Genomic DNA, 19,860 nt, shown 5'->3' with positions numbered 1-19,860 from the left:
CCCACGAAGCCACCCCACCTGCCCGCCGAACACCCCGCTCCCGAAGCCCGACCCCGAGAGGTTCTGATGTCGGAACAAGAAAAGCTGCTCGGTTACCTCCGGCGGGTGACGGCTGATCTGCACCAGACACGCCAGCGGCTCCAGGACGTGGAGTCCGCGGCCCGCGAGCCGATCGCGATCGTCGGGATGAGCTGCCGCTTCCCCGGCGGGGTGCGCTCGCCCGAGGAGTTCTGGCGGCTGCTCGCCGGGGCCGAGGACGCCATCACACCGTTCCCCGCCGACCGCGGCTGGGACCTCGGTTCGCTCTACGACGCGGACCCCGACCGGCCCGGCACCTCCTACGCGCGCGAGGGCGGATTCCTGCATGACGTCGGCGACTTCGACGCCGACTTCTTCGGGATCTCACCGCGTGAGGCGCTGGCGATGGACCCCCAGCAGCGGCTGCTGCTGGAGACCTCGTGGGAGGCCGTCGAACGGGCGGGCATCGACCCGGCCTCGCTCAGGGGCAGCCGGTCCGGAGTGTTCGTCGGCGCCGTGGCCCCCGACTACGGGCCGCGCGTGCACGAGGCCACCGACGGTGTCGAGGGCCATCTGGTGACCGGCAGCGCCATCAGCGTCGTGTCCGGGCGCGTGGCCTACACCCTGGGCCTGGAGGGCCCGGCCGTCACGGTGGACACCGCGTGTTCCTCGTCGCTGGTCGCCCTGCACCTGGCCGTACAGGCCCTGCGCCAGGGGGAGTGCTCCCTCGCCCTGGCCGGTGGCGTCACCGTCATGGCCACGCCCGGCACCTTCATCGGCTTCAGCCGGCAGCGCGGGCTCGCGCCCGACGGGCGGTGCAAGCCCTTCTCGGCGGCGGCCGACGGTTTCGGGCCCGCCGAGGGCGTCGGCATGCTGTTCCTGGAGCGGCTCTCCGACGCACACCGCAACGGCCACCCCGTACTGGCCGTCGTCCGGGGCACGGCGACCAACCAGGACGGTGCGAGCAGCGCGCTGTCCGCCCCCAACGGCCCGTCCCAGCAGCGGGTGATCCGCCAGGCGCTGGCCAACGCCGGGCTCACGGCCGGGCAGGTCGACGCCGTCGAGGCACACGGCACGGGAACGAAGCTGGGCGATCCGATCGAGGCACAGGCGCTGCTGGCCACCTACGGCCGTGAGCGCGCCGCGGACCACCCGCTGCTGCTGGGGTCGGTCAAGTCGAACATCGGACATACGCAGGCGGCCGCCGGTGTGGCCGGTGTGATGAAGATGGTGCTGGCGATGCGCCACGGCGTGCTGCCCCGCACCTTGCACATCGACGAGCCGTCCCCACACGTGGACTGGTCGGCGGCTACCGTCGAACTCCTCACCGAGGCCACCGCATGGCCCGAGGGTGAGGAGCCGCGCCGGGCCGGTGTGTCCTCGTTCGGCATCAGCGGCACCAACGCCCACGCCATCATCGAGCAGGCGCCGACGCCGCCACCGGCCGCTACCGGCACCGCTTCTGACGCCGCTTCCGATGCCGCTTCCGGCGCGGACGTGGCGGGGGAGGCGGAGGCGCCCCGGACGGCGCTGCCACTCATCCCCTGGCCGCTGTCCGGCAAGTCCGAGGCGGCGCTGCGCGCCCAGGCCACGCGGCTGCTGGACCATGTGGAGCGGCACCCGGAGGCCGCGGCCGAGGGCATCGGACTGTCCCTCGCCGCCACGCGGACCGCCTTCGACCACCGCGCCGTCGTGCTGGCCCCGGACCGCGCGGACGCCGTACGTATCCTGGCCGACCACCTCGCCGGCCGAGGCACCTCCGGGCTGGTCGAAGGTGTCGCCAGGCGCAGCGCCGGGGTCGCCTTCGTCTTCCCCGGCCAGGGGTCGCAGTGGGTGGGCATGGCGGCCGGGCTGCTGGATTCCTCACCGGTCTTCGCCCGGCGGATCGACGAGTGCGCGGCGGCGCTGGCACCACATGTGGACTGGTCGCTGGTGGAGGTGCTCAGCGACCCCGCGGCGCTGGAGCGGGTGGATGTCGTACAGCCCGCCCTGTTCGCGGTGATGGTGTCGCTGGCGGAGCTGTGGCGTTCGTACGGCGTGGAGCCGTCGGCCGTCATCGGCCACTCCCAGGGTGAGATCGCGGCGGCGTGTGTGGCGGGTGCGCTGTCGCTGGAGGACGCCGCGAAGGTGGTGGCCCTGCGCAGCCGAGCACTGCGGGCGCTGTCCGGGCGCGGTGGCATGGCGTCGGTGTCGCTGCCTGTGGAGCGCGTACGGGAGCGGCTCGCGGCATGGGGCGAGCGGCTGTCGGTGGCGGCGGTGAACGGCCCCTCGGCGGTCGTGGTCTCCGGCGACGCCGACGCGCTGGACGAGCTGCTGGCGGCGTGCGAGGCGGAGGAGATCCGGGCGCGCCGCGTCCCCGTGGACTACGCCTCGCACTCCGCCCACGTCGAGAGCCTCGAGGACGAGATCCGGCGCACCCTCGCCGGGATCGCTCCGCGCGCCTCCTCGGTGCCGTTCCACTCCACGGTGACCGGCGGCGTACTGGACACCACCGAGCTGGACGCCGGCTACTGGTACCGCAATCTGCGCGCGACCGTGCGTTTCGACGAGACCGTACGGGCCCTCCTCGACGAGGGCTTCCAGACGTTCGTGGAGGCCAGCGCCCATCCGGTGCTCACCATGGGCATCGAGCAGACGGCCGACGACCACGGCACCCCCGTGGCGGCCATCGGCTCACTGCGCCGTGACGAAGGCGGCCTGGACCGGTTCCTGACCTCCCTGGCCGAGGCCCACGTCGGCGGCATCGCCATCGACTGGCGGACGGTGTTCGCCGGAACCGGTGCGCACCCCGTCGACCTGCCCACCTACGCCTTCCAGCACCAGCGCTACTGGCTCACCTCGGCCACCACCGCGCGCTCCACCGACGCCACGTCGGGCGAAGACAGCGCGGACACGCGTTTCTGGCAGGCCGTGGAGCGCGAGGACACCGAGGCGCTGGCCGCCACGCTCCAGGTCCAATCCACCGAGCAGCACGCCTCGTTGGGCACCGTCCTGCCCGCCCTCGCGCAGTGGCGTCGGCAACGACGCTCCGAAACGACCGTGGACGAGTGGCGCCACCGCGTGATCTGGCGCCCCAGGAGCGGCACCCCGGCCGCCTCGCTTCCGGGGCCATGGCTGCTGCTGGCTCCCAGCTCCCGCCCCGACGAACCGCTGGTCACGGCCTCCCGCGAGGCACTCGCGGCACACGGAGCCGACGTCGTCCTCGTCGAACTGGGCGCGGATGCCGCACACCGCGCCACAATGGCCGAGCGACTGCGCGCCGCCACCGCCGACCACCCGCTGGACACGCTGTCCGGCGTGCTGTCACTGCTGCCGCTCGACGAACACCCGTACCCCGACCACCCCGTGGCCACCACCGGCCTGACCCTGACCCTCGCCCTGCTCCAGGCCCTGGACGACCTCGGGATCCGCGCCCCGCTGTGGTGCGCCACCCAGGGCGCGGTGTCCATCGGCAGCTCCGATCCGCTCACCAGCCCCGACCAGGCGGCGGTGTGGGGCCTGGGCCGGGTGGCCGGAGTGGAGTACCCGGACAGCTGGGGCGGACTGATCGACCTTCCGCGCACCATGGACGCCCGCGCCGGGGCCCGGCTCGCCGGAGTGCTCGCGGACGGCGGCCCCGAGGACCAGGTCGCGATCCGCGCCTCGGGCGTGATGCTGCGGCGGCTCGAACCCGCACCCCTCGGGAACACCCCCGCGCGGCGCACCTGGAAGCCCCGTGGCACGGTCCTCATCACCGGTGGCACCGGCGCCCTCGGCACGCATCTGGCCCGGTGGCTGGCGGACAACGGCGCCGAACACCTGGTGCTGACCAGCCGCCGCGGGCTCGCGGCCCCCGGCGCCGAAGACCTGGTCGCCGAACTGGCCGAACAGGGCACCCGGGTCACCGTCGCCGCCTGTGACGTGGCGGATCGCGCAGCGCTCCAGCGCGTCCTCGACTCCGTACCAGACGACCAGCCGCTCACCGCCGTCATCCACGCCGCGGCCCATATCGACCTGGCCGGGCTGGGCGCGACGACCTCGGCGGAGTTCGCCCAGGTCATGGACGCGAAAGTGGCGGGCGCGGCCCATCTGGACGAGCTGCTGGGCGACACCCCGCTGGACGCGTTCGTGCTGTTCTCCTCGGTGTCCGGGCTGTGGGGCGTGGGCGACCACGGCGCGTACGCCGCCGCCAACGCCTACCTGGACGCGCTCGCCGAGCGGCGGCGGGCGAACGGCCTGACGGCCACCTCGGTGGCCTGGGGGGTGTGGGACGCCACCGGCGACAACATGCCCGAGGCCCTGGACCTGGACCAGTTGCGGCGGCGTGGACTGCGGTTCATGGACCCGGCGCTCGGCATCGCCGCGCTGCGGCAGACCCTCGACCACGACCAGACCCACCTGGCCATCGCCGATATCGACTGGGAGAACTTCATCCCGGTCTTCACCTCCGCCCGCCCCAGCCCACTGCTGGACGAACTGCCCGCGATGCGACGCATCCAGGAGGGGGCCGACACCGTCGGGTCGGTCGCGAACGCGGCGGCCGACACCTCCTCGGGTCTGCGGCAGCGGCTGACCGGACTGACCCCCACCGAGCGTGAGCACACCGTCCTGGAACTGGTGCGCGCGCAGGTGGTGGCCGTCCTCGGACACACCACCTCGGACGCGGTGGACTCCGAGCGCGCGTTCAAGGACCTCGGCTTCGACTCGCTGACGGCCGTCGAACTGCGCAACCGGCTCAACGCGGCCACCGGGCTGCGCCTGCCCGCCACGCTGGCCTTCGACTACCCCAGCACCGCCGTCCTGAGCGAGCACATCCTCACCGAGCTGACGGGAGCGACGGCCGACGAGGCGGACGTTCCCGCCCTCCCGCAGACGGCGCCAGGGGCGGAGATGGCCCAGGCCGTGCCCGTGGCCGTGGACTCCGACGACGACCCTATCGCCATCGTGGCGATGAGCTGCCGCTATCCGGGCGGGGTGTCCTCCCCCGAGGAGCTGTGGCAGCTCATCATGTCCGGCGGTGACGCGATCGGCGGGCTGCCCACCGACCGTGGCTGGGACATCGAGGGCATCTACGACCCGGATCCGGACGCGCCCGGCAAGACGTATGTGCGGGAGGGCGGTTTCCTCTACGACGCGGGCCACTTCGACCCGGCGTTCTTCGGGATCTCGCCACGCGAGGCGCTGGCGATGGACCCTCAGCAGCGGCTGCTGCTGGAGACCTCATGGGAAGCCTTCGAGCGCGCCGGTGTGCCCGCGCTCGCGCTGCGCGGCAGCCGCACGGGCGTCTTCATCGGCTCCAACTACCAGGAGTACGGGCCGCGGGTGCATGAGGCGCCCGAGGGCTCCGAAGGCCACCTGATGACGGGGAGCGCGGCCAGCGTCGTGTCCGGACGCGTCGCATACGCCTTCGGCTTCGAGGGCCCCGCGGTGACCGTGGACACCGCGTGCTCCTCGTCCCTGGTGGCCATGCACCTGGCGGCGCAGGCGCTGCGGAACGGGGAATGCTCGCTGGCACTCGCCGGTGGGGTCGCCGTCATGCCGAACCCCGGTGCCCTCATCGGCTTCAGCCGCCAGCGCGGGCTGGCGCTCGACGGCCGCTGCAAGGCGTTCGCGGGGGCCGCGGACGGCATGGGGCTCGCCGAGGGTGTCGGTGTGCTGCTGCTGGAGCGGCTGTCCGACGCCCGGCGGAACGGGCATCGGGTGCTGGCCGTGGTGCGGGGCAGCGCGGTCAACCAGGACGGTGCGTCGAACGGTCTGACGGCGCCGAACGGTCCGTCGCAGCAGCGGGTGATCCGGGCGGCGTTGGAGAGCGCGCGGCTGTCGGCCGCCGAGGTGGACGCGGTCGAGGCACACGGTACGGGCACGAAGCTGGGCGATCCGATCGAGGCGCAGGCGCTGCTCGCGACCTACGGACGGGAGCGCAGCGCCGAGGACCGGCCGCTGTGGCTGGGCTCGGTGAAGTCCAACATCGGCCATACGCAGGCCGCCGCGGGTGTGGCCGGTGTGATGAAGATGGTGCTCGCGATGCGGCACGGTGTGTTGCCGAGGACACTGCATGTCGATGAGCCGTCGCCGCATGTGGAGTGGTCGACCGGTGCGGTGGAGTTGTTGACGGATGCCGTGGAGTGGCCGGAGACGGATCGTCCGCGGCGTGCGGGTGTGTCGTCGTTCGGCATCAGTGGCACCAACGCGCACGTCATCCTGGAACACATCCCGGAGGAGCAGCCCGTCGTCGAGCCGGTGACCGACGGATCCACTGGGCCGGCGCTGGTGCCGTGGGTGGTGTCGGCGAGGTCCGAGGGTGCGCTGCGGGCGCAGGCGGAGCGTTTGCTGCCCTATGCCCGGGGTGAGGCCGGGGCCGAGGCATCGCTGGCCGATACGGCGTTGTCGCTGGTCACGACTCGGTCGGCCCTCGATGAGCGGGCGGTGGTGCTGGCGGGCGATGGCGAGGGATTTGCCGCTGGGCTGCGGGCGCTGGCGGATGGCCTACCGGCGGCGGGTGTGGTGCGCGGTTCTGTGGTGCCGGGGAAGCTGGCGGTGTTGTTCTCGGGCCAGGGCAGTCAGCGGGTTGGGATGGGCCGGGAGCTGTATGAGGCGTTCCCGGTGTTCGCGGACGCGTTTGACCAGGTGTGTGCCCTGTTCGATGTGGAGTTGGAGCGGCCGCTGCGGCATGTGGTGTTCGGGGATGCGTCGGGGCTGGATGAGACCGTCTTCACGCAGTGTGGGTTGTTCGCGGTGGAGGTGGCGCTGTTCCGGTTGGTGGAGTCGTGGGGTGTGCGGCCGGACTTCGTGGCAGGGCATTCGATTGGTGAGTTGGTGGCGGCGCATGTGGCGGGTGTGGTGTCGCTTGCGGATGCGTGTGTGTTGGTGGCGGCTCGTGGGCGGTTGATGCAGGGGTTGCCGTCGGGTGGGGTGATGGTGTCGGTGCAGGCTGCCGAGGCCGATGTACTGCCGTTGCTGGTCGGTCGTGAGGCTGAGGTGAGTGTGGCGGCGGTCAACGGTCCGCGCTCGACCGTGATCTCCGGTGCGGAGGCGGCGGTGGTGGAGGTCGCCGGGCTGCTGGAGGCCGGGGGCGTCAAGACGAAGCGGCTGCGCGTCTCGCATGCGTTCCATTCGCCGTTGATGGAGCCGATGCTGGCGGAGTTCCGGCAGGTGGCCGAGGGGCTGTCGTATGCGCCTCCGCGCATCCCCGTCGTGTCGAACGTGACGGGCCTGGTCGCTGACCCCGAGGCGCTGTGCTCCGCCGAGTACTGGGTGCGGCATGTGCGTGAGACCGTGCGCTTCGCGGATGGTGTGGCGTGTCTGGCCGGGCAAGGCGTCGTCAGCTACGTGGAGTTGGGCCCCGACGGAGTCCTCTCCGGGATGGGTCAGGAGTGCGCGCCGGACGCCGCCTTCGCCCCTGTTCTTCGCAGCGGCCGGGAAGAGACGGCCTCGATTATGGAGGGGCTGGCGCAGATCCATGTGCGGGGTCGCTCGGTGGACTGGGCCGCCCTGCTCGCACCGTTGCGCCCCCGGCCCGTCGAACTGCCCACGTACCCCTTCCAGCGTGAGCACTTCTGGCTGGAGTCGTCCGTCGCCACGGCAGGGACGGACCCCGCGGGCGCGGTGGACGCCGACTTCTGGGACGCGGTGGAGCGTGAGGATCTGCCCGCGCTCACGGACACCCTGGCGGTCGCGGACGAGAACGGCGCCGACGGATCGCTGGCGGCGGTGCTACCGGTGCTGTCGTCGTGGCGTCGTCGCGGACGTGAGCGCGCAACGGTGGACGGGTGGCGCTACCGCGTGTCGTGGTCGCCGGTGTCCGACGGAGCCGGGACGGTGTCGGGGCCGTGGCTGGTGGCGGTCCCCGCGGGGATGGCCACCGACCCCTGGGTGTCGGCGTGCGCGGACGCTCTCGCCGGGCGGGGCGCACGGCCGGTGATGGTCGAGCTGGGGCCCGATGACGCCGACCGTGAGGCGGTGGCGGCACGGCTCCGAGAGGCTCTGGCCGGGCCCGAAGCGGCCGATGCCGCGGGTGTGTTGTCCCTGCTGGCGTTGGCCGAGGGGCGACACGGCCGGTATCGGTCGGTGCCGCTGGGCGTGGCATTGACGTTGTCGCTGGTGCAGGCGGTGGGCGATGCGGGCGTGGCCGCTCCGGTGTGGTGCGCGACGCGCGGTGCGGTCGCGGTCGCCGGTTCCGAGGGCGTGCGCGCGGTGGAGCAGGCGGCGGTGTGGGGCCTGGGCCGCGTGGCCGGTCTGGAGGTGCCCGAGCGGTGGGGCGGTCTGCTGGATCTTCCCGAGGTGTGGGATGCGCGGGCGGCGGATCGACTGGTGGATGTGGTGAGCGGCCGTACGGGCGAGAACGAAGTCGCCGTGCGCGGCTCGGGGGTCTTCGCGCGCCGTATCGTCCGGGCGTCGGCCGGCGGGCATGGCGTCGGGGGCTGGGCGCCGTCGGGCACGGTGTTGGTGACCGGTGGTACGGGTGCGTTGGGTGCCCATGTGGCGCGGTGGCTGGCGCGGGCGGGTGCGGAGCATCTGCTGTTGGTGTCGCGGCGTGGCCCGAAGGCTGCGGGCGTGGATGAGCTGTCTGCCGAGCTGCGTGAGACGGGCGCTCGGGTGACGGTTGCGGCGTGTGATGTGGGCGATCGGGATGCGCTGGCCGGGGTGTTGGCGGGGGTGCCGGAGGAGTTTCCGCTGTCGGCTGTGGTGCATGCGGCGGGTGTGCTGGATGACGGTGTGCTGGACGGGTTGTCGGTGGACCGGTTTGAGGGTGTGTTGCGGGCGAAGTCCGAGGCGGCGTGGCATCTGCATGAGCTGACGCGGGAGCTGGATCTTTCGGCGTTTGTGTTGTTCTCGTCGTTCTCGGGGACGGTGGGTGCCGCGGGTCAGGCCAACTACGCTGCGGCGAACGCGACGTTGGACGCGTTGGCGGAGTGGCGGCGTGGTGCGGGACTCCCTGCCACCTCCGTGGCCTGGGGGCCGTGGGCCGACAACGGCATGGCCGTCAGCAGCGCCGAGGTCAGCCGCACCATCAGGCGCAATGGCATGACCGCGATGGATCCACGGCTGGCCCTGGCGGCGCTGGAGCGCGCCATCACCCACCCGGACGCCGCTCTCGCCGTCGTCGATGCCGACTGGGGGCGTTTCGCCGACACCTTCGAGGCCCGGCGGCTGTCCCGGCTGCTCAGCGGGGTCCCGGAAGTCCGGAAGCTGACCGCGACCGCCAGGACCGGCGACACCGACCCCGCGCACACCGAGGAGTCCTCGGCGCTCGTCCGTCGTCTGGAGCCCCTGTCCGAGGCCGAACGGCAGCGCACCCTGCTGGAGCTCGTGCGTGCCCATGTGGCCGCCGTACTCGGCCACAGCGGTGTGGACGCCATCGGTCCCGGCCGCGCCTTCATGGAGATCGGGTTCGACTCCCTGACCGCGGTGGGCCTGCGCAACCGGCTCAGCGAGGCCACGGGCGTCCAACTCCCGGCCACCCTGGTCTTCGACTACCCCACACCGACCGCGCTGGCCGGATATCTGCTCACCGAACTGCTCGGCGGCCACGGCCAGACGGACGGCGCGACCGCGGACGTGGCCACGACCGCGTCCGCCCCGGCGGCGGACGAGCCGATCGCGATCGTCTCGATGAGCTGCCGCTTCCCGGGCGACGTACGCTCCGCCGACGACCTGTGGCGGCTGCTGGCCGCCGGAGAGGACGCCGTCTCGGCCTTCCCCACGGACCGTGGCTGGGACCTCGAGGGGCTGTACGACACTGACCCCGACGCGATCGGAAAGAGCTACGTACGCGAGGGCGCGTTCCTCTCCGATGTGAGCGGCTTCGACGCGTCCTTCTTCGGCATCTCGCCGCGTGAGGCGCTGGCGATGGATCCGCAGCAGCGGCTGCTGCTGGAAACGTCATGGGAGCTGTGGGAACGGGCCGGAATCGACCCGGAAGCGGTGCGCGGAAGCCGTACCGGTGTGTTCATGGGCACCAACGGGCAGGAGTACGTGTCCCTGGTCGACCGGGCCCCGGAGACCACCGAGGGCTATGTGGCCACCGGCAACGCGGCCAGCGTCGTCTCCGGCCGCATCTCGTACACCTTCGGCTTCGAGGGGCCCGCGGTGACGGTGGACACCGCCTGTTCGTCGTCCCTGGTGGCGCTGCACCTCGCGGCACAGGCACTGCGGCAGGGCGAGTGCTCCCTGGCGCTCGCCGGTGGCGTCTCGGTGATGGTGTCACCGCGTGGCTTCGTGGAGTTCAGCCGTCAGCGTGGCCTGGCGCCGGACGGCCGGTGCAAGCCGTTCGCGGCGGCCGCCGACGGCACCGCCTGGGGCGAGGGTGTGGGCATGCTGCTGCTGGAGCGGCTGTCGGACGCGCGGCGCAACGGCCATCAGGTACTGGCTGTGGTACGCGGCTCCGCCGTCAACCAGGACGGTGCCAGCAACGGCCTCACCGCGCCCAACGGCCCGTCCCAGCAGCGGGTGATCCGCCAGGCACTGGCCAACGCCGGGCTCCCGGCCGGGCAGGTCGATGTCGTGGAAGCCCACGGTACGGGTACGACGCTGGGCGATCCGATCGAGGCCCAGGCGCTGCTGGCCACCTACGGCCGGGAGCACACCGACGAACAGCCCCTGTGGCTCGGCTCGATCAAGTCCAACATCGGGCATACGCAGGCGGCCGCCGGTGTGGCGGGCCTGATCAAAATGGTGCTGGCCATGCGGCACGGCCTGCTGCCCGGGATGCCGAACGTGGACGAGCCCTCCCCGTACGTGGACTGGTCGCCCGGCACCGTCCAGCTGCTGACCGACGCCACGCCGTGGCCCGAGACCGGTCGGCCCCGTCGGGCGGGCGTGTCCTCCTTCGGCGTCAGCGGCACCAACGCGCACGTCATCCTCGAACAGCCTGCGACGCAGCCGGTGGCCGAGCGGCCCGCCGTGGCCGAGCCCGCAGGCGGCCTGGGGCGGCTGCCCGTCACTCCCTGGCTCGTCTCGGGCAAGTCCGAGGCCGCGCTGCGCACACAGGCGGACCGGCTGCTGGCCCATGTGCGCGAGCGGGCGGAGCTGTCGGCCGAGGACATCGGCCTGTCGCTGGCGACCACGCGGAGTGCGTTCGAGCACCGCGCGGTGGTCCTGGCCGGGGACCGGGACGGTCTGGCCGATGGCGTGGCGGCGCTCGCGGAGGGCCGGGACGGCTCGGGGCTGATCCGGGGGGTGGCCGGTGCTGACGGTCGTGCGGTGTTGGTCTTCCCTGGTCAGGGGGCGCAGTGGGTGGGGATGGCGGCGGGGTTGTTGGAGTCTTCGCCGGTGTTCGCGGAGCGGTTCGGTGCGTGTGCGGCGGCGTTGGCGCCGTTCGTGGACTGGCCGCTTGCCGATGTACTCGGCGACCCCGTGGCGTTGGAGCGGGTGGATGTGGTGCAGCCTGCTCTGTTCGCGGTGATGGTGTCGTTGGCGGAGTTGTGGCGTTCGTATGGTGTCGAGCCCGCGGCCGTCATTGGCCACTCCCAGGGTGAGATCGCGGCGGCGTGTGTGGCGGGTGCGTTGTCGTTGGAGGACGCGGCACGCGTGGTCGCGTTGCGGAGCAAGGCCCTGCGGGCGTTGTCGGGGCTGGGCGGGATGGTTTCGGTGTCGCTGTCCGTGGAGGCCGTGCGGGAGCGGTTGGGTCGGTGGGGTGAGCGGTTGTCGGTGGCGGCGGTGAACGGGCCTTCGTCGGTCGTGGTCTCCGGCGACGCCGACGCGCTGGATGAGCTGCTGGCGGCGTGCGAGGCGGACGAGATCCGGGCACGCCGTATCCCCGTGGACTACGCCTCGCACTGCGCCCATGTCGAGGCCATCGAGCGCGAGTTGCTCCGGGAGCTCGCGGGGATCAGCCCTCGGTCGGCGTCGATTCCCTTCTATTCGACGGTGACCGGCGGAGTGCTCGATACGGCCGAGCTGGACGCCGCGTACTGGTACCGCAACCTGCGCCGGACCGTGCGTTTCGACGAGACCGTACGCGCCCTGCTCGCCGACGGCTTCGATACGTTCATCGAGGTCAGCGCCCACCCGGTGCTGACGATGGGTGTGGAGCAGACGGCCGAGGACCACGGCACCCGTGTCACCGCCGTCGGGTCCCTGCGCCGCGACGAAGGCGGCCTCGACCGGTTCGCCATCTCCCTGGCCGAGGCCTACGTGGGCGGCGCGTCCGTCGACTGGGCGGGGACGTTCGCGGGAACGGGCGCGCGGCGGGTCGATCTGCCGACGTACGCCTTCCAGCACCAGCGCTTCTGGGTCGAGCCCTCGGCCGTGGCGGGCGATGTGTCGTCGGCCGGGCTGGTCTCCGCCGACCATCCCCTGCTCGGCGCGGCGGTCGCGCTGCCCGAGTCCGGTGGGCGGCTGTTCACCGGCCGGCTCTCGCTCCGTACGCACCCGTGGCTGGCCGACCACACCATTCACGGCACCGCGCTGCTCCCCGGGTCCGCCCTGGTCGAGCTGGCGCTGCGAGCCGGTGACGCGGTCGGCTGCGGCCACCTGGAGGAGCTGACGCAGGAAACGCCCCTCGCACTTCCCGAGAGTGGCGCCGTCCAGCTGCAACTGACGGTGGGTGGCCCGGACGACTCCGGACGACGCACCGTGAACCTCTACTCGCGCTTCGAGGACGGGCCCGCCGACCTCTCGTGGACCCACCATGCCACCGGTGTGCTGGCCACGGAGGGACCCACGGCGCCGGCGGAGACCGGGCTCGGCCAGTGGCCACCGGCGGACGCCTCGCTGATCGACCTCGCCGACCGGTATGCGAGCGCGACCGCGCACGGCGGTATCGAGTACGGTTCGGCGTTCCACGCCCTGCGCCATGCGTGGCGTCGCGGTGCCGAGATCTTCGCCGAGGTGGCGCTGGCGGAGGACATGCGCTCGGAGGCCGGCCGCTTCGGCCTGCATCCCGTGCTGCTTGACGCGGCCCTGCACGCCGTGGCCGATCCGACGGCCGACGACGGCGGCAGCGTCCGGCTCCCGTACCGGTGGGCCGGGATGTCCCTGTACGCCACCGGCGCGACGACCCTGCGCGTACGGCTCTCCACGGAGCGGCCGGACGGCATGGCGATCCTGCTGGCCGACGCATCGGGCCACGCGGTGGCCGAAGTGGACGCGGTGGCGATCCGCACCTTTACATCGGAGCAGCTCACCGGGGGCCGGAGGCCCCATGAGTCGCTGTTCCGGGTGGAGTGGATGAGCGTCCCGGCAGGCCCTGCCGGTGTCGAGCCGGACCACGCCCACTGGACGATCGTCGGACCTGGCGGCGCCGAACTGCGCACCGCGCTCGAAACGAGCGGTGGCCGGATCGACGAGTACGACGACATGGGCGCGCTGCTCCGGCCCGACACATCGGCCGCGGACGTACCCGACCTCGTACTCCTGCCGTTCCTCACCGACCTGGCAACCGACTCCGTCGCGGCGGCGGACGACCTGGTGTCCGCGACCCGCCAGGCGACACATCGCGCACTGGACGCGCTCCAGGTGTGGCTGGCCGAGGGGCGGTGCGCCGACTCGCGCCTGGTAGTGGTGACGCGGGGCGCGCTGGCGGCCGTAGCGGGTGAGGACGTGCCGGACGCGGCGGCTGCCGCGGTCTGGGGTCTGGTGCGCTCGGCACAGGCCGAGCATCCGGACCGATTCGTCCTGGTGGATCTGGAGAACTTGGAGTGGGCCGCCGAGGCGATCGGCACGGCGGTGGCCACCGGAGAACCCCAGCTCGCCGTGCGTGGCGGCGGTGCGTACGCCCCCAGGCTGACCCGGGCCCTGGTACCCGTGGCGCCCCGACGAGACGTGGTGTGGGAGCCCGACGGTTCGGTGCTGATCACGGGCGCCAGTGGTGTGCTGGGCGCCTTGGTGGCGCGTCATGTGGTCGCCCGCCACGGGGTGCGCAGCGTGGTACTGGTGTCGCGTCGCGGCCGCGACGCGGCGGGTGCGGCGGAGCTGGAAGCCGAGCTCGCCGACATCGGCGCACGCGTGGTGTTCGAGGCGTGCGATGTCGCCGACCGTGAGGCGCTGGCTGGGGTGTTGGCGCGTATTCCGGCGGATCGTCCGTTGCGTGGTGTGGTCCATGCGGCCGGTGTGCTGGACGACGGTCTGGTGGAGTCGTTGACGCCGGAGCGTATGGATGCGGTTCTGCGGCCGAAGGTCGATGCGGCGGTGTATCTGGATGAGTTGACGCGGGATCTGGATCTGTCGGCGTTTGTGATGTTCTCGTCGGCCGCCGCCACTTTTGGTGCGGCGGGTCAGGGGAACTATGCGGCGGCGAATATGTTCCTGGACGCCCTGGCGGCGCGGCGTCGGGCGCGTGGGCTCGCCGGGGTGTCGTTGGCGTGGGGTTTCTGGGCCGAACGCAGCGATATGACCGGCCACCTGGGCGAGGTCGACATGGCCCGGATGGCCCGGTTCGGGATGACCCCGCTGACCGCCGACGAGGGGCTCGCGCTCTTCGACGCGGCACACACGACCGATGACGCCCTGCTGGTGCCGACGCGTATGGATGTCGCGGTGCTCCGCGCACACGCTCGGCCCGGAACCACCCCCGCTCTGCTGCGCCACCTCATCGGCGCCCCGGCCCGGCGGGTGATCGACGCCGCTGCCGACGACCAGGGCGGCGCCACCGCCCTCGTACGCCGTCTCATGGATCTGCCCCGGTCCGAGCGGGAGGACGTCCTGCTGGCGTTGGTGACCGATCATGCGGGAGCCGTGCTCGGCCATACGGAGTCGGACGCGATCGCTCCCGACCGTGCGTTCAGCGACATCGGCTTCGACTCGCTCACCGCGGTCGAGCTGCGCAACCGCCTCAACGCCGCCACCGGTCTCCGCCTTCCGGCCACGCTGGTCTTCGACTATCCGACACCGACCGCGGTCGCCCGCCACATCCTCGGCGAGGTGATGGGCTCCGTACAGGCCGCAGATGAAACCCCGGCTCCCGAACGGACCCGGGCCACTGTGCTGGTGCGCAAGGCCACGACCGACGACGAGCCGATCGCCATCGTCGGAATGGGCTGCCGCTTCCCGGGCGGTGTGCGTACCCCCGAAGAGCTGTGGCAACTGCTCATCAGCGGCGGGGACGCGATCTCGGGGCTGCCCGACGATCGCGGCTGGGACCTGGAGGGGCTGTATCACCCGGATCCGGATCACCGGGGTACGGCGTATGCGCGTGAGGGTGGTTTCCTGTATGACGCGGGTGATTTTGATCCGGAGTTCTTCGGGATTTCGCCGCGTGAGGCGTTGGCGATGGATCCGCAGCAGCGGTTGTTGCTGGAGACGTCGTGGGAGGCGCTGGAGCGGGCCGGTATCGACCCGGCGTCGGTGCGCGGCAGCCAGACCGGTGTGTTCTGCGGGCTGACCTACCACGACTACACCGATGCGGTGCAGCAGGCCGGCGAGGCCACCGAGGGCTACCTCATGACGGGCAACGCCGGAAGCGTCGCATCGGGACGCATCTCCTACACCTTCGGCTTCGAGGGACCCGCGGTGACCGTGGACACCGCCTGCTCGTCATCCCTGGTGGCGCTGCACTGGGCGGCCCAGGCGCTGCGGCAGGGCGAGTGCTCACTGGCTCTCGCGGGCGGCGCCACGGTCATGGCAAGCCCGCTCGCGTTCGTCGAGTTCAGCCGCCAGCGCGGACTGGCTCCGGATGGCCGCTGCAAGCCCTTCGCGGGCGCCGCGGACGGCACCGGCTGGGCCGAGGGCGTCGGGATGTTGCTGCTGGAGCGGCTGTCCGACGCGCGGCGCAACGGTCACCAGGTGCTCGCGGTGGTGCGGGGCAGCGCCATCAACCAGGACGGCGCGTCGAACGGTTTGACGGCGCCGAACGGTCCGTCGCAGCAGCGGGTGATCCGGGCGGCGTTGGAGAGCGCTCGGCTGTCGGCCGCCGAGGTGGACGCGGTCGAGGCACACGGTACGGGCACGAAGCTGGGCGATCCGATCGAGGCGCAGGCGTTGCTGGCGACATACGGGCAGGAGCGTGGCGCGGAGGACCGGCCGCTGTGGCTGGGCGCGATCAAGTCGAACATCGGCCATGCGCAGGCGGCTGCCGGTGTGGCGGGTGTGATGAAGATGGTGCTGGCGATGCGGCACGGCGTACTGCCGAAGACGTTGCACGTGGATGAGCCGTCGCCGCATGTGGAGTGGTCGGCGGGTGCGGTGGAGTTGTTGACGGATGCGGTGCTATGGCCGGAGACGGGCCGTCCGCGGCGTGCGGGTGTGTCGTCGTTCGGTATCAGTGGCACCAACGCGCACGTCATCCTGGAACACGCCCCCGAGGAGCAGCCCGTCGCCGGGCCGGTGACCTCCGAACCCGATGAGTCCGATGAGTCGGCGCTGGTGCCGTGGGTGGTGTCGGCGAAGTCCGAGGGTGCGTTGCGAGCCCAGGCGGAGCGGCTGCTGTCGTACGCACGCAGTCGGGCCGGGGCGGAGACGCCGGTGGCCGATGTGGCGTCGTCGCTGGTCACGACGCGTAGTGCGTTTGAGCATCGCGCTGTGGTGCTGGCCGGTGATCGGGCTGGTCTTGTCGATGGGCTGGAGGCGCTGTCGATCGGTGACCCGGCGCCGGGCGTGGTCCAGGGCTTGGTGGTGCCGGGCAAGTTGGCGGTGGTGTTCTCGGGTCAGGGCAGTCAGCGGGTCGGGATGGGGCTGGAGCTGTGCGAGGCGTTTCCGGTGTTCGCCGATGCCTTCGATGAGGTGTGTGGGCAGTTCGACGGGGTGTTGGAGCGTCCGCTGCGGGAGGTGATACGTGGGGACGTGGCGGGGCTGGATGAGACCGCGTATACCCAGTGTGGGTTGTTTGCGGTGGAGGTGGCGCTGTTCCGGTTGATCGAGTCGTGGGGCGTACGGCCGGACTTCGTGGCCGGGCATTCGATCGGTGAGCTGGTGGCGGCGTATGTGGCGGGTGTGTTGTCGCTTGCGGATGCGTGTGTGTTGGTGGCGGCTCGTGGGCGGTTGATGCAGGCGCTGCCGTCGGGTGGCGTGATGGTGTCTGTGCAAGCTGCCGAGGCCGACGTACTGCCGTTGCTGGCCGGTCGTGAGGCTGAGGTGAGTGTGGCGGCGGTCAACGGTCCGCGTTCGACCGTGATCTCCGGTGCGGAGGAGGCGGTGATGGAGGTCGCTGGGCAGTTTGAGGCTCAGGGTGTCAAGACCAAGCGGCTGCGCGTCTCCCACGCCTTCCATTCACCCCTGATGGAGCCGATGCTGGCGGAGTTCCGGCAGGTGGCCGGGGGGCTGTCGTATGCGCCTCCGCGCATTCCCGTCGTGTCGAACGTGACGGGCCTGGTCGCTGACCCCGAGGCGCTGTGCTCCGCCGAGTACTGGGTACGGCACGTCCGCGAGGCCGTCCGGTTCGCGGACGGGGTCGGGAGCCTCGCCGACGCGGGAGTCACCACCTACCTGGAGCTCGGCCCGGACGAGGTCCTGTCCACGATGGGCGAGCAGTGCCTGCCGGAGGAGATGACAGATGTCGCCGTCTTCCTACCCGCCGCGCGCTCCGGTCGCGATGAGGTCGAGACCGCTCTGACGCTCGCGGCCGGGGCCCATGTCCGAGGTGTGCCGGTGGAGTGGACGGCCGTGCTCGCCGCCATCGCCGGGCGACCGGCGCGGCAGGTGGAGCTGCCGACGTACGCCTTCCAACGCACGCGCTACTGGGTTGCGACAGGGACGGCGCCGGGAGCCCAGCACGGCACGGCGGACGCTCAACGCGAGTCCGCCGACGCCGACTTCTGGGACGCGGTGGAACGCGAGGACCTGTCGGCGCTCGCGGACACGCTGGCCGTCGAGAGCGAGGCCGTCACGGGTGAGTCGCTCGCGGCGGTGCTGCCGGTCCTGTCGTCGTGGCGGCGTCGTAGCCGGGAGCGGTCGCAGGTCGACGCGTGGCGCTACCGGATCGCCTGGTCGCCGGTATCGGAGGTGGCGGCTGCGGCGCTGACGGGATCGTGGCTGGTGGCGGTCCCCGCCGGGCTGGCCGACGACGCATGGGTCGCGGACTGCGTGGCCGCCTTGGCCACGCGCGGCGCGCAGCCCGTGGTCGTCGAGCTCGAGGATGTCGACGCCGACCGTGAGGCGGTGGCCGCGCGGCTGCGCGACGCCCTGGGCGACACGGACCGGGCCGCCGATGTCACGGGGGTGCTGTCGCTGCTGGCGCTGGCGGAAGGGCGGCACCGCCGGTATGCGGCGGTGCCATCGGGCCTTGCACTGACCTTGTCCCTGCTCCAGGGGATCGGGGACGCGGGTGTGGGTGGCCGTGTGTGGTGTGTGACGCGCGGTGCGGTGGCGACGGGCGGTTCGGAGCGTCCGTCGAGCCTGGAGCAGGCGGCGGTATGGGGGCTGGGCCGGGTGGCCGGACTGGAGGCCCCGGAGCGCTGGGGCGGCCTGGTCGACCTGCCGCAGACCCCGGACGGCCGGGCCCTGGAGCGCCTGACCGCCGTCATCAGTGTTGCCACCGGCGAGGACGAGGTGGCGGTGCGGGCGTCGGGTGTGTTCGCCCGCCGTGTGGTCCGTGCGGCGGTGGGCGCCGAGGGCGAGGAGGCGTGGCAGCCGTCGGGGACGGTGCTGGTGACGGGTGGTACGGGTGCGTTGGGCGCCCATGTGGCGCGGTGGCTGGCGCGGGCCGGTGCGGAGCATCTGCTGCTGGTCTCGCGGCGCGGTCCGGCGGCCGAGGGCGTGGACAAGTTGCGGGCACAGCTTGCCGAGTTGGGCGCCCGGGTGACGGTCGCGGCATGCGATGCGGGCGACCGTGAGGCGCTGGCCGGGCTGTTGGCCCGGGTGCCGGAGGAGTTCCCGCTGACGGCTGTCGTACACACGGCGGGTGTGCTGGATGACGGGGTGCTGGACGGGCTGTCGGTGGACCGTTTCGAGGGCGTGCTGCGGGCGAAGTCCGAGGCGGCGTGGCATCTGCACGAGCTGACGCGCGAGCTGGACCTTTCGGCGTTCGTGTTGTTCTCCTCGTTCTCCGCGACGGTGGGCGGGGCCGGACAGGGTAACTACGCGGCGGCGAACGCCTTCCTGGACGCGCTCGCCGAACATCGCCGTGCCGAGGGCCTGCCCGCCACCTCCGTGGCCTGGGGGCCGTGGGCCGACGGTGGCATGGCCACCCAGGACGCGGCCGTCAGCGGTCGCATGGAGCGGTTCGGCCTGCCCGCGATGGAGCCCGAGCTGGCCGTCACCGCGATGGCGCGGGCCGTCAACCAGTCCGACACCTGCCCGGTCATCACCGACATCGACTGGCCGCGCTTCACCGCCGGTGTCGACGGCACCCGGCTCGGCCTCCTCTTCGGTGACATCGCCGAGGTCAGGACGGCACGGCAGGCCGCCGACGCCACGCTGGACGGGCAGCCCGCCGGCACTCACCGGCCGACGCTCGCCACGACACTCGCGGAGCTCCCGGCGGCGGAACGCGAACCCGCCCTGCTCGACCTGGTGCGTACGCATACGGCGGCCGTGCTCGGATACGCCACGCACGAGGGCATCGACGCCGAGCGTGGCTTCTTCGACATGGGGTTTGATTCGCTGACCGCCGTGGAACTGCGCAACCGGCTCAACGCGGCCACCGGGCTGCGGCTGCGGCCGACCGCACTGTTCGACTACGGATCGCCGTCCGCGCTGGCCCGCCACCTCAAGGGGGAGCTGGTCGAGGACGAGGCCGCACCGGAGAAGTCCCTGCCCGCCGAGATCGACCGACTCGAAACCGTCCTCACGGCCATGCCGCAGGACGACATCACCCGGACGAAGGCCATCGTCCGGCTCCAGTCGGTGCTGGCCAAGCTGAGCGAACCCGTCGGCGGGGGCGGGGGCGCCGTACGGGACGACAACGCCGACGACGACCTGGAAAGCGCATCGGTGGACGAGCTCTTCGACGTCATCGACCGAGAACTCGGAGACGCCTGACATGAACGA

General features: G+C 72.2%; 1 protein-coding gene. It reads left to right on the top strand.

What is annotated here, in order from left to right:
* The first annotated feature begins 66 nt into the window (after positions 1-66).
* Positions 67-19,851, top strand: coding sequence for a type I polyketide synthase (locus tag ACT2CW_RS13510; protein ID WP_445516719.1), 19,785 nt, complete (start codon positions 67-69; stop codon positions 19,849-19,851).
* The last annotated feature ends 9 nt before the right edge of the window (positions 19,852-19,860 follow it).

The organism is Streptomyces sp. NEAU-174 (assembly GCF_052665095.1).
The sequence above is the reverse complement of the archived record's forward strand: the minus strand, read 5'-3'. Positions and strand labels throughout refer to the sequence as shown.

Coding starts and splice junctions, on each gene's coding strand:
- ACT2CW_RS13510 (WP_445516719.1), top strand. CDS start 67: ATGTCGGAACAAGAAAAGCTGCTCGGTTACCTCCGGCGGGTGACGGCT.